This window comes from Ruegeria sp. ABF4_144, assembly GCF_056160045.1.
Window position 1 is genome coordinate 1,083,778 of record NZ_JBSWWK010000001.1, and the last position, 19,088, is coordinate 1,102,865.

Below are 19,088 nucleotides of genomic sequence, written 5' to 3' on the forward strand. Positions count from 1 at the left end.
GGCGGCGCGTGCCCGTCAATTCCTGAAGTTACGGCCCCGGAGGGGTCCGAGATTGCGGAGTGTATGGATGATGTTGATCGAAGAAACCGCCATCGCGGATGCGGCGCTGCCGGTGGATCAGTTCAAGGCACATCTGCGGCTGGGAACGGGTTTCACCGAAGACAGCGTGCAGGACGAAGTGCTGAAAGGTTTTCTACGAGCGGCGATCGCGGCGATTGAGGCGCGTACGGGCAAGGTGCTGATCAAGCGGGACTTCTCCTGGAGTTTAACCGCTTGGCGTGAAGCGGCAGGCGAGGTGCTGCCGGTGGCTCCGATCATGTTGATCCGAGCGGTAACGGTGACCAACGCGGCGGGGGTTGATAGTCCTGTGGACAGTGGGCGTTTTCGCCTGACCGCAGACAGCCAGCGCCCGCGTTTGCGCCCGGTGGGTGCGGCTTTGCCAGCCATTCCGACGGGTGGGTCGGTGAAGATCGCCTTTACGGCCGGTATGGCGGCGGATTGGGGTGGTTTGCCCGCCGACTTGGGGCAGGCAGTTCTACTGCTGGCCGCACATTACTACGAATACCGCGATGAGACGGCGCTGGGCGCGGGCTGTATGCCCTTTGGCGTCACCAGCCTGATCCAACGGTATCGGGTCATTCGTTTCGGTGCCGGGGTGGCGCAATGAAGACACCCAGATTGAACAGAAAACTGGTGCTTGAGGCACCAGAACGAACGGCGGACGGCGCCGGTGGGTATACCGAAACCTGGGCGGCTTTGGGTTCGGTTTGGGCAGAGGTCACCGCGCGTAGCGGCTCGGAACGGTCCATCGCAGGAGTTCCAGTATCACGGGTCGGATACCGCATCGTGGTGCGTGCTGCGCCTGAGGGATCGAACATGCGTCCCTCGCCGGATCAGCGGTTTGCCGAAGGGTCGCGCCGTTTCGTGATCCGTGCGGTCGCCGAACGTGACCCGCGCGGCCAGTACTTGACCTGTTTCGCAGACGAAGAGGTGGCGGCATGAGCTACGGCGTTTCAGCCGCGTTGCAAGCGGCGGTGTTTCAGCAGCTTAAGGGGGATGCTCAGGTCAGCGCGCTATCGGGCGGCGCGATCTATGACGCGGTTCCCTCCGGTTCGGTGCCGCAGACCTACGTGACGCTGGGTCCGGAAGAGGTGCGTGATGCCTCGGACCGGACGGGCGCAGGCGCGGTGCACCGATTCACGGTTTCAGTGATGTCCGAGGCCGCTGGTTTTGGCGCGGCCAAGACGCTGGCGGGCGCGGTGTGTGACGCGCTGGAAGGCGCGGCGTTGGCGCTGGATCGGGGCCGCCTTGTGGGGTTGTGGTTCGAACGCGCCTCGGCCCGGCGAACCGGAACCGGCGGTGCGATCCGCCAGATCGACCTGAGATTCCGCGCTCGAGTGGAAGACGACTAAGCAATCAACGGAGAGAGCAAATGGCTGCCCAGAACGGAAAAGACCTGTTGGTCAAAGTGGATATGAACGGCTCGGGCCTGTTCGAGACCATTGCGGGGCTGCGCGCCACGCGGGTCAGTTTCAACGCGGAAAGCGTGGATGTCACCAGCCTAGAAAGCCAGGGTGGCTGGCGCGAGCTGCTGTCGGGGGCAGGGGTGAAATCCGCTGCGATCTCGGGCTCGGGCGTGTTCAAGGACGCGGGCACCGATGAACGTGCGCGACAGCTGTTCTTTGACGGTGAAACGCCGAATTTTCAGGTGATCATCCCCGATTTCGGCATCGTCGAGGGCGCGTTCCAAGTGACGGGCATCGAGTATGCGGGCTCGCACAATGGCGAGGCGACCTATGAGATGAGTCTGGCCAGCGCCGGTGCTCTGGCCTTTACGGCGCTGTAATACGATGGCCAATCCGTGGACTGGTGAGGTGGCATTGACCATCGATGGGCAGCAACGGGCGCTCAAGCTGACGTTGGGCGCTCTGGCGGAGTTGGAACAGGAACTGCGCACCGGGTCTTTGGTGGAACTGGTGCAGCGGTTCGAGGGCGGGGCGTACTCCAGTGGTGACGTGCTGGCACTGATCGTGGCGGGTCTGCGGGGCGGTGGGGCCGATGTGAACCGCGCTGACCTGCTATGCGCCGAGATCGAAGGCGGCCCGATGGCGGGCGCGCGTGCAGCGGCCGAGCTGCTGGCGCGGGCCTTCATGGTGCCAGAGCAGACATGAGCGGGTTTGACTGGCCTGCCCTGATGCGGGCCGGGATGACAGGCCTGCGCCTGCCGCCTGATCAGTTCTGGCGTCTGACCCCGGCCGAGTTGCGGCTGATGTTGGGGCAGCACGCGGGGATGCCGTCGATGAACCGGGCGGGACTGGACGCCTTGCTGGCGGCCTACCCGGACAAGAAACAAGGAGAGCGTGATGACGACGGATCGTGACGGGTTGGATGACCTGCAGGAACGGGGTGAGGCGCTGGGCGACTCGCTGGGGGATGCGGCTTCGATGGCTGCAGCTTTCGATGGTCAGATGAAACGGATAAGCGCCGCTTTTGAAGAGACCGGCAAGGATGTCGCTACGTTGGAGCGGGGGATGTCTGGTGGGTTGCGCAAGGCTTTTGACGGTGTGGTGCTAGACGGGATGAACCTTTCGGACGCGTTGGACGTTCTGAAGAACTCAATGATCAGAACAGCTTATTCGGCGGCGATTAAGCCGGTGACAGATCACTTCGGCGGCATGCTGGCCAACACGGTTGGCGGTCTGGTGCAAGGCATTTTGCCCTTTGCCGATGGCGGCAGCTTTGCTCAGGGGCGAGTGATGCCTTTTGCCAATGGCGGCGTGGTTAGCGGGCCTACCACGTTCCCCATGCGGGGCGGAACGGGACTGATGGGCGAGGCCGGCCCCGAGGCGATCATGCCTTTGGCGCGCGGTCCGGACGGCAAGCTGGGCGTGCGCACTTCTGGCGGAGGACGTGCAGTGAACGTGGTGATGAACATCACAACCCCGGACGTTCAGGGGTTCCGGCGCAGTCAGGGACAGATCGCCGCCCAGATGAGTCGCGCCTTGGGTCGCGGCAATCGCAACAGATAACACGAGGGAGCAGGTCATGAATTTCCACGAAGTCAGATTTCCCGCCAGCCTGAGCTTTGGCTCGGTCGGCGGCCCGGAACGGCGCACCGATATCGTGACGTTGGCAAACGGGTTTGAAGAGCGGAACACGCCTTGGGCGCATTCTCGGCGGCGTTATGATGCCGGGCTGGGGATGCGGTCGCTGGACGATATCGAAACACTGGTGTCGTTTTTCGAGGCGCGTCAGGGGCAGATGTTCGGTTTTCGTTGGAAAGACTGGTCGGATTACAAATCTGGGGCGGCCACGGCAGACGTGTCGCAGGACGATCAGGTCATCGCCCGGGGCGATGGCACGAGAACTGAGTTTCAGCTGGTCAAGATCTACAGATCTGGCGGCTTCAGCTATGTCCGGCCGATCGTCAAACCTGTGCTCGGCACAGTCAGGATCGGCCTCGAACAGGACCAAATGCGCGAGGGCGCCGATTTCGACGTTGATCTTGCTACGGGCAGGATTGTGTTCTCCGCTCCGCCACCCGAGCAGGTTGAGATAACCGCCGGGTTCGAATTCGACGTTCCGGTTCGGTTCGATACCGACAGGATTCAGACCAGCGTGGCCAGCTTTCAGGCCGGGGACGTGCCGAATGTCCCTGTGGTCGAGGTACGTGTCTGATGGGCGCTGATAAGCAAGGGCTGCAGGCCCATCTGCAAACCGGCCTGACCACGACCTGCCGGTGCTGGTTGATCCGGCGCCCAGACGGGCAAGAATATGGTTTCACCGATCACGACACGGAGCTGAGCTTTGGCGGGATGACCTTCAAGGCCAGCACCGGCCTAACGGCCTCGGCAATCGAGCAGGCGACCGGTTTGTCCATCGACAATTCCGAGGCCATGGGCGCGCTGTCCGATGTTGCCGTCACCGAAGAAGATATTGAATCCGGTCGATTTGACGGTGCCGAAGTTCGCGCGTGGCTGGTCAACTGGGCCGCGCTTGAACAGCGTGTGCTGCAATTCAGGGGTTCGATCGGTGAGATGCGTCGCGCAGGCGGCGCGTTTCACGCCGAATTGCGGGGCCTTACGGATTTGCTGAATCAGCCCATGGGGCGGATCTACCAGAAACCGTGTACTGCGGTGCTGGGTGACAGCGCCTGCAAGTTTAACCTCAACATGTCGGGTTTCCGGGCCGAGGCTGAAGTCGTGAGCGTCATCGCGGGCACTACTTTGCAACTGAAAGGCGCGGGCGGTTGGGACACGGGCTGGTTCAAACGCGGTAGGTTGGATGTGGTGTCGGGTAAGGCAGCCGGGCTCTGGGACGCGATCAAACAGGACGAGCAGACCACCGGCGGGCGCAATGTCTCTCTTTGGTCCGGGATCACCGGAGGTTTGGCTGTTGGAGACCGGGTCAGGCTGTCAGCCGGTTGCGACAAGAGCATGAAAACCTGCCGCTTGAAGTTCAATAACATTCTGAACTTCCAAGGCTTTCCTGATCTCCCGGGCGAAGACTGGATGATGGCCGTGCCGAAGCAAGGCAACCCCAATACAGGGGGTAGCAGACGATGAGCGCACGAAAACAGGAAATAGTGGACGAGGCACGTAGCTGGCTGGGCACGCCCTATGTGCATCAGGCTTCGGTCAAGGGGGCGGGTACGGATTGTTTGGGTTTGCTCCGGGGGGTGTGGCGCGCGCTGCTTGGCCATGAACCCGAGGCAGTGCCAACATACAGTATGGATTGGTCCGAGCCTCAGGGCGAGGAGCGGATGTGGTCTGCAGCCCGACGCCATCTGATCGAAAAGAACCCCAACGACGCGGCTGTAGGTGATGTCTTGCTGTTTCGGATGCGCGATGGACGCGTGGCCAAGCATGTGGGCATCGTCAGCGCAGCCGGGGCGGTGCCACGGTTCATTCATGCTTATTCCGGATATGGCGTTGTCGAAAACACGCTGAGCGGCCCCTGGCGCCGCCGGGTGGTCGCCTGTTTTGAATTCCCGCTGGAGGATAAATGAATGGCTACAATAGTTCTGTCCGCAGCAGGAGCCGCGCTGGGCGGCGCAATTGGCGGCACCGTCGCGGGGCTGTCCACAGCTGTTATCGGCCGCGCGATTGGTGCGACATTGGGTCGGGTCATCGACCAAAGGTTGATGAGCCAATCGGTCATGGGCGGCGGTAGCGAAGTCGTTGAAACCGGACGACTGGACAGGTTCCGTTTGACGGAAACCGGAGAAGGCGCCCCGGTCTCTACGATTTTCGGGCGTATGCGAGTGGGCGGTCAGGTCATCTGGGCGTCGGACTTTCTGGAAACCAGAAGCACAAGCACGACCACGCAATCCGGTGGGGGCGGGGGTGGCGGAAAGGGATCGCCTAAGCCTCCCGAAGTCACGACAACCACGCACAGCTACAGCTACTCGATTTCCCTGGCCATTGCTTTGGGCAATGGCCGGATTTCGGATGTCGCGCGCATTTGGGCGGATGGCGAAGAGCTTGAGTATGCAAGTCTGAACATGCGCATCTATCACGGGGACGAACACCAATGGCCCGATCCCTTGATTGAGGCCGTCGAAGGCGCGGGCAACGTCCCGGCGTACCGTGGTACGGCCTATGTGGTGATCGAGGATCTGCAACTGGCCTCCTTCGGCAACCGGGTGCCTCAGTTTTCATTCGAAGTTGTGCGGCAGGAACAACCAGGATTGCCGGATACACCGGGTGCATTGTCCAAAACGATCCGGGGCGTTGCGCTGATGCCGGGCACCGGCGAATACGCTCTGGCCAGTGAACAGATCAACTATACCAAGGGCAGGGGGCAAAGCTGGGCTGCGAATGTCAATTCCGCCTCGGGGGTGCCGGATCTGGTAACCGCCACCAGATCTCTGCAAACCGAGCTGGCGTCCTGCGATGCCGCTTCGTTGATTGTGTCCTGGTTCGGTGATGATCTGCGGTGCGGAACCTGTCAGCTGCAGCCGAAAGTTCTACACAAGGATATTGAAGGCGAGAACATGCCTTGGCACGTGGCTGGCGTGGATCGCTACTCTGCCCAGCAGGTCAGACACAAGGATGGTTTGCCTGTCTATGGCGCAACACCGGCTGATCAGTCGGTGGTGCAGGCGATCCAACACCTGAAGGCCACCGGCAAGCGCGTTATGTTCTACCCGTTCATTTTGATGGACCAGCTAGAAGGCAACGGGTTGCCTGATCCATGGTCTGACTCTGGCCACCAGCCCTATTTGCCATGGCGTGGCCGGATCACGCTGAGCGAGGCTCCGGGGCGTTCCGGGTCGCCGGACCAAACAGCGGCTGCAGACGCGCAGGTGGCGGCTTTCTTTGGCTACGCAAGGGCCAGTGATTTTGCCGTCGGTGACGGTGTTGTGTCCTATACCGGACCGCAGGAATGGGGCCTGCGCCGGTTCATTTTGCACTACGCGGCCCTGTGCAAAGCTGCCGGTGGTGTGGACTCTTTTTGCATCTCGTCCGAGATGCGTGGTCTGACGCAAATCCGCGGTGCGTCCGGTTTTCCGGCCGTGGGGCAAATGCGGGCGCTCGCGGCTGAAGTGCGCGCGATTTTGGGACCGGACACGAAGATCGGCTATGCGGCGGATTGGAGCGAATACTTCGGTTATCAGCCCAATGATGGATCGGGCAATCGGTATTTTCATCTCGATCCGTTGTGGGCCGATGGCAACATCGATTTCGTCGGCATCGACAACTATATGCCGCTGTCCGATTGGCGTGATGGGGTAGACCATCTGGACGCCAAGGCCGGGGCAGACGCGATCTATGATCTCGACTACCTAAGAAGCAATATCGAAGGCGGCGAGGGCTATGATTGGTATTATGCCTCACCGGAAGAAGCAGAGGCCCAGATCCGCGCGCCGATTTCGGATGCGGATCACGATGAGCCTTGGATTTGGCGCTATAAGGACCTGCGCAACTGGTGGTCAAACCGGCACCACGAACGCATCAGTGGCATTCGGCAAACAAACCCGACGGATTGGGTGCCCGGGTCCAAGCCGATCTGGTTCACAGAACTTGGGTGCGCGGCTATCGACAAAGGTACCAACCAGCCGAACAAGTTTCTTGATCCCAAATCTTCGGAATCCCGCTTGCCCAAATACTCCAATGGTCTGCGCGACGATTTCATGCAGGTGCAATACCTCAAAGCGATGCTGGGCTATTGGTCTGATCCCAAGATTAATCCGAAATCGGATCAGTATGCGGGTCGCATGGTAGATATGGCAAACGCCTATGTCTGGGCCTGGGACGCACGCCCTTTTCCGGCCTTTCCAAACTTGCGCAGCCAGTGGAGCGATGGTGTGAACTATCCGCGTGGCCACTGGCTGAACGGGCGGTCGGGAACGCGTACTCTGGCCTCGGTCGTCACAGAGATCTGCCACGGGGCAGGGGTTACACATATCGATGTGTCGCGATTGTATGGCGTGGTGCGGGGTTACGCGATTGAGGACGTCACCAGCGCGCGTGCGGCGCTACAGCCGCTGATGCTGCGCTATGGCTTTGACGCGATTGAACGGGATGGTGTGTTGCTGTTCCAGATGCGCGATGGTCGTAAACCAATTGAGCTGGATACCGATCTCTTGGCCGACAGCGCAGACGTAGAAGGTCGCATCGAATACCGCCGCGAGGCTGAAGCCGAATTGACGGGCCGCGTGCGTCTGCGGTTTGTGCAATCGGATGCCGATCATGAAGTGGTGTCTGAAGAGGCTGTCTTGCCGGATACCGGCACGCATTCGGTGTCGGTGAACGAGGTGCCTCTGTCGATGACGCGCGCCGAAGGCCGCCAAACAGCTGAACGCTGGCTGAGCGAAGCACGCGTCTCGCGTGAGACGGCCCGGTTTGCGTTGCCACCGTCGATGCTGCATCTGGGTGCCGGCGACGTTGTTACTCTGACCAAAGATGGGCAGGGCGCACGATACCGTATCGACCGCCTGGAGCAGGCCGATTTACAACTGGCCGACGCGGTGCGGATCGAACCCGGCGTCTACGCGCCATCTGATTTGCCCGATGACGAGGTGACCGCAAAACCCTTTATCGCGCCGGTTCCCGTCTTGCCCGTGTTCATGGACTTGCCATTGATCACCGGGTCGGAAGCGCCACACGCCCCCTATCTGGCCGCCTCCGCAAACCCCTGGCCCGGCAGCGTTGCCGTCTACTCGGCAGCGATTGACGAGGATTATGCGTTGCAAGAGGTCATCTCGGGGCAGGCGGTCATCGGGTTCACCGAAACGCCCCTCAGGCGGGCTGGTGCAGGTATCTGGGATGAGGGTGCGCCGCTACGTGTCAACCTGGTCGATGGTTTGCTGGAATCGCGCCCGCGGGATGCCCTTCTGAACGGCGCAAATCTGGCAGCAATCGGGGACGGCACGCCGGGCAATTGGGAGGTTTTGCAGTTCGCCGATGCCACCCTGCAGGAGGCTGGCATCTATACCTTGTCCGGGCGTTTGCGCGGCCAACTGGGGACTGATGCGGCCATGCCCGATTTCTGGCCAGAAGGGTCGATGTTTGTGTTACTGGATCAGCGTGTCTATCAGACCAACCTGCTTCGATCCGAGCGGCGGGTGGCGAAACACTATCGTATTGGTCCGGCGACGCGAGGTTATGACGATCCGTCCTTTGTTCACCTGGTCGAGGCCTTCGACGGCAACGGATTGCGCCCCTATGCGCCGGTGCATCTCAGGGCGGTCCCCTTGGCCACTGGGGACCGGTTGTCATGGATACGTCGCACCCGGCTGGACGGGGACGACTGGGCGGGGCTGGACGTCCCTCTGGCGGAAGAGAGCGAAACCTACCTTGTTCAAATTCGCGTCAACAGCACGCTGGTAAGGGAACAGGTCGTGAGTGAGCCGAACTGGCTTTACACGGCCGCGGCAAAAGCGGCGGATGGGATCAGCGGGGCGTATGAGGTCCAGGTGGCACAGGTTTCGGCCAGCTATGGGCCGGGTCTGCCGTCAAGCATGACTGTTGGGTAAGCAGCGACATGCGCCCTGTTTTGCACGGTGATGTCAGCGCTGCGGCGCGCGCCCTTTTGGCCGCGCCGCCGATGGACCGCGACCGCCTCTGCTCTCGCATGATCCGCGAAGCGGAACTGGCCGACACACATGTTTGCCAGACTGGGCGGATTCATCCATTGTTCGGCAATGGCTCATTGATGGCAGCAGCGCGTCGCAGGCGCCTGGCGGATGAGCCGGGGTTCGATGATCCGCAATACTGCCAGTGTTTTGAAATAGTTCTGCGGCATCTCATCCGATTTCAGATCAACCGGACGCGCAGCTGACGCATTTGGTGGCGGCGAGGTCAAGGTTCAGCCGGCCTATGGGGATCTCGTCGCCGCAATCTTCGCAATACCCGAATTCGCCCTCCCCAATGCGGATCAGCGCGGCTTGCAGGCGCCGCGTCTCGATATCCCGATTGGCTTGCTGGGCTTTAGCCATAGCCTGATTCTGCAGCGCATCCATCCGGCTGAGGCGCCCAACGGCTTGTTGGTCCAACTCGACAATGGCCTGCGCGTCTTTTTCCGCAGCCGAATGATCTGCAAGTTCGTCCACTCGCGCCTGAATCCTCGCCGCGAAGCCTGTCAATTCGGTTTCATTCATTTTCGTTACCTTGCAGATCACGGGTTTGCGTTTGGTGTTTTTACAACTAAATGGCATTCTAGGCGCAGCAAAGGATCAAAAGCCATGTTGGAAAAGCGCAGTCACGTGACACCGGTTGACCCGGTCTGGACCCGTATAACCACCGAAGCTCAGGCGGCCGTCGAGAATGAGCCTCTGATGGGCGGTTTGGTGCACGCCTGTATTCTGCACCACCGCAGCCTAGAGCGGGCCTTGTCGTACCGGGTATCGGCCAAACTGTGCTCGAACGAGATGTCGATGATGGTGCTGCGTGAAATCGTGGACGAAGCGTATGCGGATGACGCCTCGCTGATCGAAGCGGCGCGCGCGGATCTTATGGCCGTCTATGAACGCGATCCGGCGTGCCACCGTCTGTTGCAGCCGATCCTGTACTTCAAGGGTTATCAGGCGATGCAGGCCTATCGCGTGGCGCATTGGCTATGGAACAAGGGCCGCCATGATCTGGCGTACTTCTTCCAGATGCGTTCGTCTGAGATTTTCGGGATAGACATTCATCCCGCTGCGAAGATCGGCAAGGGTATCATGATCGACCACGCGCATTCCATCGTGATCGGTGAAACGGCTGTGGTTGGCGACAACGTGTCCATGTTGCACTCGGTGACCCTCGGCGGGACCGGCAAGGAAGAAGAGCAGCGCCACCCCACCATTGGTGACGGTGTCCTGATCGGAGCTGGCGCCAAGGTTTTGGGCAATATTGAGGTCGGCCATTGCAGCCGCATCGCCGCCGGTTCAGTGGTGCTGCAAGAGGTTCCGGCCTGCACGACCGTTGCTGGCATTCCTGCTAAGATCGTGGGCGAGGCCGGCTGCGATCAGCCGTCCATCTCGATGGATCACATGCTGGGCAAAGACAAGTAACACTCAGTTCGAGCGGTTGTTCCTCCGGTTCTGCCGCTCGCGACGTCGTTCCTCGCGCTCCTTTTTTCGCAACTCAATGCGCTTTTCGCGTTCGACTTTCTGTTGTGCAATGGCCGCAGGATCAACAGACTTGAACTTGGAATTCTCACCCGGATAGCTGTTTGGTTTTGCCAACGCCGCCGTTGTTGTGTTGGTCGCCAAAATTGCCACCACAAGCAAAGTTATGCTGAAGTCAGAAATACGCATGATCCACCTTTGGTTAGCGAAAACCGTCAGAAGCAAAGGTGGGGAAAATTGGTTGTTTAAACAATCAAGCTCGCGATCACTTTGGCTCACGTATTAGCACTGATCTCGCGAGAGAGACCCCGCCGGGGGTGGCCCCGGCGGGAGAAATGGGGTCAGGCCAGCATGACCATTGGGTTTTCCAGATTATCGACGATAGCCTGTAGCAATTCAGCTCCGAGTGCCCCGTCGATAACACGGTGATCAACCGACATGGTGACTGACATCACGGTGGCTACAGCCAGCTCTCCGTCATTACCCACAACCGGTTTTTTCACGCCGGAGCCCACAGCCAGAATACCGGCATGGGGCGGGTTCACGATGGCGTCGAAATTGTCGATGCCGAACATGCCGAGGTTCGAGATCGCAAAGGTACCGCCCTGGTACTCATGAGGTGCCAGCTTGCGCTCGCGGGCGCGGGAGGCCAAGTCTTTCATCTCGGTCGACAATGCGGAAAGCGACTTGGTGTCTGCATCCTGCAGGACCGGTGTGAACAGGCCACCTTCGATTGCGACAGCAACTGCCACATCTGAAGGCTTCAGTTGCAGAACGCGATCACCAGCCCATACCGCGTTACAGGCGGGAACCTGTTGCAGAGCGTTGGCAACTGCCTTGATGATGAAATCGTTGACGCTGAGCTTCACGCCCCGGCCTTCCAGCTGCTTGTTCAACTGGCTGCGGAACTTGAGCAGTGCATCCAGCTTGATATCACGACGAAGGTAGAAATGCGGGATAGTCTGTTTGGCCTCGCTAAGGCGTGCGGCAATCGTCTTGCGCATACCGTCGAGCTTGATCTCTTCGTACTCGCGATCCTCGTACATGCGGGCTACTGCGTCTGCTGAGGGACCTGCAGGTGCTGCCGCTGGCGCCGCTGCTGCTGCAGCCGCGGGGGCCGAGGTAGCTGCTGCCGGAGCCTCCGAAGCACTTTCCACATCTGCTTTGACGATACGGCCATGTGGCCCAGTGCCGGTGATCTGCGCCAGATCCAAGCCTTTCTGCGCCGCGATCCGACGGGCAAGGGGCGAAGCGAAGATACGACCGCCATCCGCCTTGACCGGAGCAGCCGGAGCAGGGGCTGGCGCCTCGGACGCCGCTGGCGCGGCAGCCTCGTTGCCCGCGGCGGCTGCTGGGGCAGCCGCTGGAGCTGCGGCAGGGGCGGCGGCGATATCATCGGCGCTTTCGCCGTCTTCCAGCAGAACCGCGATGGCGGTGTTGACCTTGACCCCTTCAGAGCCTTCCGGGATCAGGATTTTGCCGATCGTGCCTTCGTCAACGGCTTCGAACTCCATCGTGGCCTTGTCGGTTTCGATTTCGGCCAGCAGGTCGCCGGAAGAAACGGTGTCACCTTCCTTGACCAGCCATTTGGCAAGCGTGCCTTCCTCCATGGTCGGTGAAAGGGCGGGCATCAGAATTTCTGTGGGCATTAGTGTTTACTCCCTTGGAGCGATCCCGAAAACTCCGGGTATTGATTCAAACGATCCGCAAATCCGCCTTCGATTTGTGCAAGAAGCTGATCTGCCGACCCCGCGTCCGGACGATCCTGTAGCATGCCGTTGACGGCATGCTGTGCAATGTCTGCCAAGATGGAACCCCAAAGGCGGGGTTCGTCCTCGGGATCGAAGAGGCCGATATTCAAAGTTATTTGATGCTCTTCATCTGCGATCCAGAAACGGACCATTTCGTGGGCCGTTTCATTGGTTTCAACAAAGTCAGGCGGGTCCAGTGGCCGCATGGTCGCTCCTTACCGATAGGTCACTTGTTTGACGGCGGCGATCACCTCATCCGTGGTGATCAGGGCCAGCTTTTCCAGGTTCGCGGCGTAGGGCATCGGAACGTCCTTGCCGGTGCAGTTGATGACCGGCGCGTCGAGATAGTCGAACGCCTCCTGCATCACGACCGAGCTGATGTAGCTGCCGACCGAACCCTGCGGCCAGCCTTCTTCGACGGTGACAAGACGGTTGGTTTTCATCACCGAGTTGATGATCGCGCCGGTGTCCATCGGGCGGATGGTGCGCAGGTCGATCACTTCGGCGCTGATGCCTTCTTCGGCCAGCTTGTCGGCGGCTTCCAATGCAAACTGCATGCCGATGCCGAAGCTGACGATGGTCACGTCTGAACCTTCGCGCCAGATGCGGGCCTTGCCCAGCGGGATGGTCAGGTCATCCACTTGTGGGACGTCGAACGAGCGACCGTAGAGGATTTCGTTTTCCAGGAAGACCACCGGGTTGGGATCGCGGATGGCCGACTTCAGCAGACCTTTGGCGTCGGCTGCAGAATAGGGCATGACGACTTTCAGGCCGGGGATCTGCATGTACCACGCGGCGTAGTCCTGAGAGTGCTGCGCGGCTACGCGGGCGGCGGCACCGTTGGGGCCACGGAACACGATGGGACAGCCCATCTGACCGCCGGACATATAGAGAGTCTTGGCGGCCGAGTTGATGATCTGGTCGATCGCCTGCATGGCGAAGTTGAAGGTCATGAACTCGACGATGGGTTTCAGGCCACCAAATGCCGAACCAACCGCGATACCAGCGAAACCGTGTTCTGTGATCGGGGTGTCGATCACGCGTTTGGAGCCGAATTCGTCCAGCAGACCTTGCGAGATTTTGTAAGCGCCTTGATATTCGGCGACTTCCTCGCCCATCAGGTAGACGTCTTCGTCCCCACGCATTTCCTCGGCCATTGCGTCGCGCAGCGCTTCGCGGACGGTTTCGGATTTCATTTCCGCATCTGCGGGCCAGTCGGGCGACAAGTCGACGACCGGAGCTGCGGGGGCAGCGGCAGGAGCTGGGGTCTCAACCGCCGCAGGGGCGGCCTCAGTCACCGCTGCGGCTGCGGGCGCAGCCGCGGGCAGGGCAGAGGCGTCTTCGCCTTCTTCAACCAGAACCGCGATAGGGGTGTTGACCTTGACCCCTTCGGTGCCCTCGGCAATCAGGATCTTGCCGACGATACCTTCATCGACCGCTTCGAACTCCATCGTCGCTTTGTCGGTTTCGATCTCGGCCATGATATCGCCCGAGGATACGGTGTCGCCTTCCTTGACCAGCCATTTGGCCAGCGTGCCCTCTTCCATCGTGGGCGAAAGGGCGGGCATGAGAATTTCGGTTGCCATGTCTTAATCGTCCTCTCAGGCGTAAATGTCGGTCCAGAGCTCTTCGACGGAAGGCTCGGGGCTTTCTTTCGAGAATTCGGCGGCCTGATTGACGATCTCTTTGATCTCTTTGTCGATCGCCTTCAGGTCATCCTCGGTGGCGTGCTTGCCGGTCAGCAGCAGCTCGCGCACATGTTCGATCGGGTCGCTTTGTTCGCGGACCTTCTGAACCTCTTCACGGGTACGGTACTTGGCCGGGTCGGACATCGAGTGGCCGCGGTAGCGGTAGGTTTTAATCTCAAGGATGTAGGGGCCTTTGCCTGCGCGGCAGTGGGCGACGGCTTTTTCGCCCGCGGCTTTTACAGCCAGAACATCCATGCCGTCGACCATTTCGCCGGGGATTCCGAAGGCCTGACCACGGTGGTAGATGTCAGCGGAAGACGTCGAGCGCGCCTGCGCCGTGCCCATGGCGTACTGGTTGTTCTCGATCACGAAAACCACCGGCAAATCCCAGAGGGCAGCCATGTTGAACGTTTCATAAACCTGACCCTGGTTAGCTGCGCCATCACCGAAGTAGGTGAAGGTCACGCCGCCATTTTCCTTGTACTTGTCAGCAAATGCCAGACCCGCGCCCAGTGGGACCTGCGCGCCGACGATGCCGTGGCCGCCATAGAAATGCTTCTCTTTCGAGAACATGTGCATGGAGCCGCCCTTACCTTTGGACAGACCACCGATGCGTCCGGTCAATTCGGCCATCACGCCGCCGGGCTCCATTCCGCAGGCCAGCATGTGACCGTGGTCGCGGTAAGAGGTGATACGCTTGTCGCCTTCTTTGGCTGCGGCCTCGAGGCCCACAACAACGGCTTCTTGTCCGATATAGAGGTGGCAGAACCCACCGATCAGACCCATGCCGTACAGCTGGCCCGCTTTTTCCTCGAATCGGCGGATCAGAAGCATTTCGCGGTAGTAGGTTTTAAGCTCTTCCGCAGAAACATTTGGTTTCTTTGTGGTTTTTCGCGCAGCCATCGTGGCGATCTCCCCCTTCCGGACAGATAGTTTAGCGTTAAACTATCTCTTAAAGCATTTGCGGCTTTCTGGCGAGGGTAAATGTGACGCAGCGTCCGATCCTGCGGAAACAGGCCGTAAATTGTTGGGTATGACGCCGGTACCTAGGTATCTTTTGTTGAGAATCTTGAGGGGGATCAGCGAATGACGATCTCATCCGAACGGATCATGCCCAGAACCGAGCGCGCCTGCTGATCCAGCAGGTCAAGGTCCAGATAGGTATCCGAAAGGCGGCGGGTCAGGTTTTCCATCTCGGCGATCTCAGCCTCAAGTTTGGCCAGGTCGCGTGACAGGGCGTCCCGTTCCGCCGCAATCTCGACCCGCCGGAACAGGCCATAGTCGCCCTGCACGGCGGCAAAGGTGAAGTACACACCCAGCATAAACGCCACCATGAAGAAAACGACTGCGCCCAAACCGGGCCGATGGGAACGGGACACTCTGTTTACCGCCGTATGAACTGCCTCAATAACGTGCCCTTTGCGAGCATCTGGTCGCACTATGTCACAGGTGATTCGGGTTGTGAATCCCTTGATTCGCAATTTTCCAAAATTGTTGATGACCCGCGCCTAGCGCCATGCCTCCAATGCCTGATTGCGGGTCAGGGTTTGCTGTTCCATGCAGGCCCAATAAAACATAGGCGCAGCACTGCCGTCGCTTTTCAACTCGGGCTCACAAGCAGCGTCGCGGGTTTTCAGCCAGGCGCGTTGCTCGGTCAACAGGGCCGGGCCGTCTCCACGTGCATCTGCTTTCGGTTTGATCTCTTTCCAGAGCCTGTTCAGCTCGCGGTCAGCGATCTCCCATTTCTCCTTGGCGCAAAAGTTCGCATCAAGCTGGGTCTGCCCGCTGCAACTGGATTGGGAAATGGCGGGCAGGGGAAACAGGGCAATGATCAGGCAGGCAAAAACTCTCATGGCAAAATCTCCACCTTAATGGGGAGAGTTTACCACGAGCTTCGACGCGCGACCAAATTGCGCGGTTTAGCCTTCCAGCGCAGCAACGCCGGGCAGGGTCTTGCCTTCCATCCATTCAAGGAACGCGCCACCAGCGGTGGAGATGTACGAAAAGTCCTTGGCCGCCCCCGAAGCGTTCAGCGCAGCGACCGTGTCACCACCGCCCGCGACCGACACCAGCTGGCCCGAACGGGTCAGCGCTGCGGCTTTCAGCGCTGCAGCATTGGTGGCTGCGTCGAAAGGTTCGATCTCAAACGCGCCCAGCGGTCCGTTCCAGATCAGGGTCTGGCTTTCGGCGAATATCTCGGTAATCGCTACAACGCTATCCGGACCTGCGTCCAGGATCATGCCGTCATTGGTGCATTGATCCGCTGGCAGTACCTGATACGGGGCGTTGGCTTCGAACTTTTCCGCGACAACGATGTCAGTTGGCAAAACGATGGTGCAGCCCGCGCTTTCGGCTTTGGCCAGGATCTCGGCCGCGGTGTCTTTCATTGCGGTTTCGGCCAGCGATTTGCCTACGTTCACGCCCTGAGCAACAAGAAAGGTGTTCGCCATGCCACCGCCGATGACCAGATAATCTACCTTGCTGATCAGGTTGCCCAGCAGTTCCAGCTTGGTCGATACTTTCGCACCGCCCACCACGGCGGTCACAGGACGCTTGGGCGCGCCCAGAGCGCCTTCCAGCGCCTCAAGCTCGGCCTGCATCAGACGACCAGCGCACGAGGGGAGCAGGCGGGCGATAGCCTCGGTCGAGCTGTGGGCGCGGTGAGCAGCCGAAAACGCGTCGTTGCAATAGACCTCGCCCAGCTTGGCCATTCCTGCGGCCAGATCAGCGTCGTTCTTGGTTTCAGCCGCGTGGAAGCGGGTGTTTTCCAGCAGCAACACCTGACCGGGTTGCAGCGCCTCGGCGGCCAGTTCAGCCTCGGTACCAACGCAATCTGCGGCGAAAAGGACAGTAGAGCCAAAGGCATCTTGCAGCGTGGGGACCAGTTGCTTCAGCGACAGGTTCTCGCGGCGTTCACCGCCCGGGCGCCCAAAATGCGCCAGCAGGATCGGTTTGCCGCCCGCGGCCAGAATATCGCGAACCGTTGGCACAATGCGCTGAATGCGGGTTGCGTCGGTGACGACCCCATCCACCACCGGGACGTTGATATCGACGCGCACCAACACGCGTTTGCCGTTCAGGTCCATGTCGTCGAGAGTTTTCCAGCCCATCGTGCAATCCTCGGAAATGTGAAACAGATTTAGGCGGTTCTTTTCCTGCATTTTGCCCTCAGGTCAATGCGTCACTTGGCATTCATGTGCATGGCGAATAGGTATTTGCTCAAGACCAAACGACAGGAGGGCCTCATGGCCGAGATTAAGGATCCCGAAAACACAATCATCATCGAACTGAAGGGCGGCAACGTCGTCATCGAACTGCTGCCCGATGTGGCTCCGCTGCACTCTGCACGGATGAAAGATCTGGCGCGCGGTGGTGAGTATGACAACGTAGCTTTTCACCGTGTGATCGACGGTTTCATGGCGCAAACCGGCGACGTACAGCATGGCGACATGGAAGACGGGTTCAACCTGCGTATGGCGGGCACCGGTGGGTCGTCGCTGCCCAACGTTCCGGCCGAATTCTCGAAGCTGCCGCATGACCGTGGCACGCTGGGTGCGGCACGCTCGCAGAACCCAGACTCGGCCAACTCGCAGTTCTTCATCAACTTCAAGGACAACCACTTCCTGAACGGCCAATACACCGTTTATGGCCGTGTCATCGACGGGATGGAGCATGTGGATGCCATCGTACGTGGTGAGCCGCCTGCGAGCCCGGATCGCATGATCAGCGTCAAGGTGGCCGCAGATGTATAAGCTGGCCGCCGCTTTTGCCCTGCTGGCCAGCCCTGCGCTGGCCACCGGGCTTGAGATCGAGATCGAGGGGGAGGGCGCCAACGGTGTCGTCACCGTCGACCTGTTCGAAGATCTAGCCCCCAAACATGTCGAGCAGATCAGTGCTCTGGCCGCTGAAGGCAAATATGATGGCGTGGTGTTTCACCGTGTGATCGACGGCTTCATGGCCCAGACCGGAGACGTCGAATATGGCCGTGTTGGCGGTGATATGCGACGCGCCGGCACAGGTGGGTCTGACCGCCCGAACCTGCCTGCAGAGTTCTCGGACTATAACTATGACCGTGGGGTTGTGGGGATGGCGCGGGCGCAAGACCCCGACAGTGCGAACTCGCAATTCTTCATCATGTTCGAACCGGGTCCGTTCCTGAACGGCCAGTACACGGTTGTTGGTCAGGTGACCGACGGCATGGATGTGGTCGATGCGATCAAGCGGGGCGATGGCCCAAACGGCGCTGTGATCGGTCAGCCGGACGTGATGAAAAAGGTCACTGTCACCGAATAAAGAAAAAGCCCCGAAGCCTTCCGCTTCGGGGCTTTTTTTATCTCAATCGTCGCCCATGGCCTGCCAGATCAGAGCCCCGATGGCCGCACCGATAAGCGGAGCAACCCAGAACAGCCAGAGTTGTCCAAGGGCTGGAGCATCTGCGAACAGGGCTACACCGGTGGACCGTGCCGGGTTGACCGACGTGTTCGTCACCGGGATCGAGATCAGGTGGATCAGCGTCAGGCACAGGCCAATGGCGATCGGAGCGAACCCGTCGGGCGCAAAGTTGGATGTAGCGCCCAGAATGACAATGATGAAGAACGCGGTCATCACGATCTCAATCACCAGCGCTGACATCATCGAGTAGCCCTCGGGCGATGCCTCGCCGTATCCGTTCGACGCAAATCCACCGACACCCTCGAACCCCGGAGCGCCGCTGACAATCAGATACAAGACGGCTGCGGCGGCAATGGCGCCGATCACCTGTGCGATCCAATAAGGGATCAAGTCCTTGGCCGGGAACCTGCCGCCCATCATCAGTCCTAGGCTGACCGCTGGGTTGAAATGCCCGCCCGAGATGTGGCCGACCGCATAAGCCATGGTCAGAACCGTGAGGCCGAAGGCAAAGGAAACGCCCAACCAGCCGATGCCCACATCCGCGACGCCTGCTGCCAGTACGGCGCTGCCGCAGCCACCCAGTACCAACCAAAACGTTCCGAAAAACTCGGCCATGAGTTTTGATGACATGAAAATCCCTCCTGAAAACACTGATTTAAGGTTAATTCAAAAAACGCATTTTGTGAAACGATGGAAAACGGG

General features: G+C 60.0%; 25 protein-coding genes. 15 read left to right on the forward strand and 10 right to left on the reverse strand.

Translation table 11 applies throughout. The annotated features are described in order from the left end of the window. Positions 1–67 precede the first annotated feature (67 nt). From ACXAGD_RS05615 to ACXAGD_RS05670, 12 genes are read left to right on the forward strand one after another with little or no spacing between them, the layout of a single operon-like run. Positions 68–667: a head-tail connector protein gene (locus ACXAGD_RS05615; RefSeq protein WP_475208985.1), complete on the forward strand. Its 600-nt coding sequence runs from the start codon at positions 68–70 to the stop codon at positions 665–667. Next, entirely contained in the window at positions 664–1,002 is a 339-nt protein-coding gene (locus ACXAGD_RS05620; protein WP_475208986.1) for a phage head closure protein, read from the forward strand. The genes ACXAGD_RS05615 and ACXAGD_RS05620 overlap by 4 nt, the downstream gene beginning before the upstream one ends. Further along, entirely contained in the window at positions 999–1,412 is a 414-nt protein-coding gene (locus tag ACXAGD_RS05625; protein WP_475208987.1) for a DUF3168 domain-containing protein, read from the forward strand. The genes ACXAGD_RS05620 and ACXAGD_RS05625 overlap by 4 nt, the downstream gene beginning before the upstream one ends. Positions 1,413–1,432: 20 nt before the next feature. Continuing rightward, positions 1,433–1,846 (forward strand): phage major tail protein, TP901-1 family, encoded by a 414-nt coding sequence (locus ACXAGD_RS05630; RefSeq protein WP_058280596.1) that lies wholly within the window; start codon positions 1,433–1,435, stop codon positions 1,844–1,846. A gap of 4 nt (positions 1,847–1,850) precedes the next feature. Next, positions 1,851–2,171: a gene transfer agent family protein gene (locus tag ACXAGD_RS05635; protein WP_475208988.1), complete on the forward strand. Its 321-nt coding sequence runs from the start codon at positions 1,851–1,853 to the stop codon at positions 2,169–2,171. After that, positions 2,168–2,380, forward strand: a complete 213-nt coding sequence (locus ACXAGD_RS05640; protein WP_475208989.1) for a rcc01693 family protein — start codon at positions 2,168–2,170, stop codon at positions 2,378–2,380. Before ACXAGD_RS05635 ends, ACXAGD_RS05640 begins: the two co-directional genes overlap by 4 nt. Next, positions 2,364–3,029: a phage tail tape measure protein gene (locus ACXAGD_RS05645; RefSeq protein WP_475208990.1), complete on the forward strand. Its 666-nt coding sequence runs from the start codon at positions 2,364–2,366 to the stop codon at positions 3,027–3,029. Before ACXAGD_RS05640 ends, ACXAGD_RS05645 begins: the two co-directional genes overlap by 17 nt. 16 nt (positions 3,030–3,045) lie before the next feature. Further along, positions 3,046–3,678 carry a phage distal tail protein, Rcc01695 family gene (locus tag ACXAGD_RS05650; protein WP_475208991.1) on the forward strand — a complete coding sequence of 211 codons (633 nt, stop codon included), beginning with the start codon at positions 3,046–3,048 and terminating at the stop codon, positions 3,676–3,678. Continuing rightward, positions 3,678–4,565 carry a DUF2163 domain-containing protein gene (locus ACXAGD_RS05655; protein WP_475208992.1) on the forward strand — a complete coding sequence of 296 codons (888 nt, stop codon included), beginning with the start codon at positions 3,678–3,680 and terminating at the stop codon, positions 4,563–4,565. Before ACXAGD_RS05650 ends, ACXAGD_RS05655 begins: the two co-directional genes overlap by 1 nt. Continuing rightward, a complete protein-coding gene (locus ACXAGD_RS05660; protein WP_475208993.1) occupies positions 4,562–5,008 on the forward strand; it encodes a C40 family peptidase in 447 nt (148 codons plus the stop codon). Before ACXAGD_RS05655 ends, ACXAGD_RS05660 begins: the two co-directional genes overlap by 4 nt. After that, positions 5,009–8,980 (forward strand): baseplate multidomain protein megatron, encoded by a 3,972-nt coding sequence (locus tag ACXAGD_RS05665; protein WP_475208994.1) that lies wholly within the window; start codon positions 5,009–5,011, stop codon positions 8,978–8,980. Positions 8,981–8,988: 8 nt separating this feature from the next. Then, a complete protein-coding gene (locus ACXAGD_RS05670) occupies positions 8,989–9,285 on the forward strand; it encodes a DUF7742 family protein (RefSeq protein ID WP_475208995.1) in 297 nt (98 codons plus the stop codon). Here ACXAGD_RS05670 and ACXAGD_RS05675 read toward each other — a convergent pair. After that, a complete protein-coding gene (locus tag ACXAGD_RS05675; RefSeq protein ID WP_475208996.1) occupies positions 9,266–9,604 on the reverse strand; it encodes a TraR/DksA family transcriptional regulator in 339 nt (112 codons plus the stop codon). The genes ACXAGD_RS05670 and ACXAGD_RS05675 overlap by 20 nt on opposite strands. A gap of 84 nt (positions 9,605–9,688) precedes the next feature. On the opposite strand from ACXAGD_RS05675, the gene cysE reads away from it, so the two are divergent. After that, entirely contained in the window at positions 9,689–10,498 is an 810-nt protein-coding gene (cysE, locus tag ACXAGD_RS05680) for a serine O-acetyltransferase (protein WP_475208998.1), read from the forward strand. A 3-nt stretch (positions 10,499–10,501) separates the two neighbouring features. On the opposite strand, the gene ACXAGD_RS05685 is transcribed toward cysE, so the two are convergent. From ACXAGD_RS05685 to ACXAGD_RS05720, 8 genes are all read right to left on the reverse strand, one after another. Further along, positions 10,502–10,834, reverse strand: coding sequence for a hypothetical protein (locus ACXAGD_RS05685; protein WP_475209000.1), 333 nt, complete (start codon positions 10,832–10,834; stop codon positions 10,502–10,504). A gap of 62 nt (positions 10,835–10,896) precedes the next feature. Then, the gene (locus ACXAGD_RS05690; protein ID WP_475209001.1) at positions 10,897–12,204 is read right to left on the reverse strand and encodes a pyruvate dehydrogenase complex dihydrolipoamide acetyltransferase; all 1,308 of its coding nucleotides are present in this window, start codon (positions 12,202–12,204) and stop codon (positions 10,897–10,899) included. Then, the gene (locus tag ACXAGD_RS05695; protein ID WP_475209002.1) at positions 12,204–12,512 is read right to left on the reverse strand and encodes a DUF5076 domain-containing protein; all 309 of its coding nucleotides are present in this window, start codon (positions 12,510–12,512) and stop codon (positions 12,204–12,206) included. Before ACXAGD_RS05695 ends, ACXAGD_RS05690 begins: the two co-directional genes overlap by 1 nt. Positions 12,513–12,521: 9 nt before the next feature. Further along, positions 12,522–13,892 (reverse strand): pyruvate dehydrogenase complex E1 component subunit beta, encoded by a 1,371-nt coding sequence (locus ACXAGD_RS05700; protein WP_475209003.1) that lies wholly within the window; start codon positions 13,890–13,892, stop codon positions 12,522–12,524. Between the two features lie 15 nt (positions 13,893–13,907). Beyond that, complete coding sequence (gene pdhA, locus ACXAGD_RS05705; protein WP_475209004.1) at positions 13,908–14,897, reverse strand: pyruvate dehydrogenase (acetyl-transferring) E1 component subunit alpha; 990 nt, start codon at positions 14,895–14,897, stop codon at positions 13,908–13,910. Between the two features lie 176 nt (positions 14,898–15,073). Further along, positions 15,074–15,373 carry an FtsB family cell division protein gene (locus tag ACXAGD_RS05710; RefSeq protein ID WP_068331927.1) on the reverse strand — a complete coding sequence of 100 codons (300 nt, stop codon included), beginning with the start codon at positions 15,371–15,373 and terminating at the stop codon, positions 15,074–15,076. Between the two features lie 129 nt (positions 15,374–15,502). Next, positions 15,503–15,847 (reverse strand): lysozyme inhibitor LprI family protein, encoded by a 345-nt coding sequence (locus tag ACXAGD_RS05715; RefSeq protein ID WP_475209005.1) that lies wholly within the window; start codon positions 15,845–15,847, stop codon positions 15,503–15,505. 66 nt (positions 15,848–15,913) lie between these two features. Then, positions 15,914–17,104, reverse strand: a complete 1,191-nt coding sequence (locus tag ACXAGD_RS05720) for a phosphoglycerate kinase (protein WP_475212503.1) — start codon at positions 17,102–17,104, stop codon at positions 15,914–15,916. 135 nt (positions 17,105–17,239) lie between these two features. Between ACXAGD_RS05720 and ACXAGD_RS05725 the strand changes: the two genes are divergently transcribed. Beyond that, on the forward strand, positions 17,240–17,746 hold the full coding sequence (locus ACXAGD_RS05725; RefSeq protein ID WP_475209006.1) for a peptidylprolyl isomerase: 507 nt from the start codon (positions 17,240–17,242) through the stop codon (positions 17,744–17,746). Continuing rightward, a complete protein-coding gene (locus tag ACXAGD_RS05730; protein WP_475209007.1) occupies positions 17,739–18,287 on the forward strand; it encodes a peptidylprolyl isomerase in 549 nt (182 codons plus the stop codon). The genes ACXAGD_RS05725 and ACXAGD_RS05730 overlap by 8 nt, the downstream gene beginning before the upstream one ends. Positions 18,288–18,329: 42 nt before the next feature. Here ACXAGD_RS05730 and aqpZ read toward each other — a convergent pair whose 3' ends face one another. Beyond that, positions 18,330–19,016, reverse strand: coding sequence for an aquaporin Z (aqpZ, locus tag ACXAGD_RS05735; protein WP_170443399.1), 687 nt, complete (start codon positions 19,014–19,016; stop codon positions 18,330–18,332). Between the last annotated feature and the right edge of the window lie 72 nt (positions 19,017–19,088).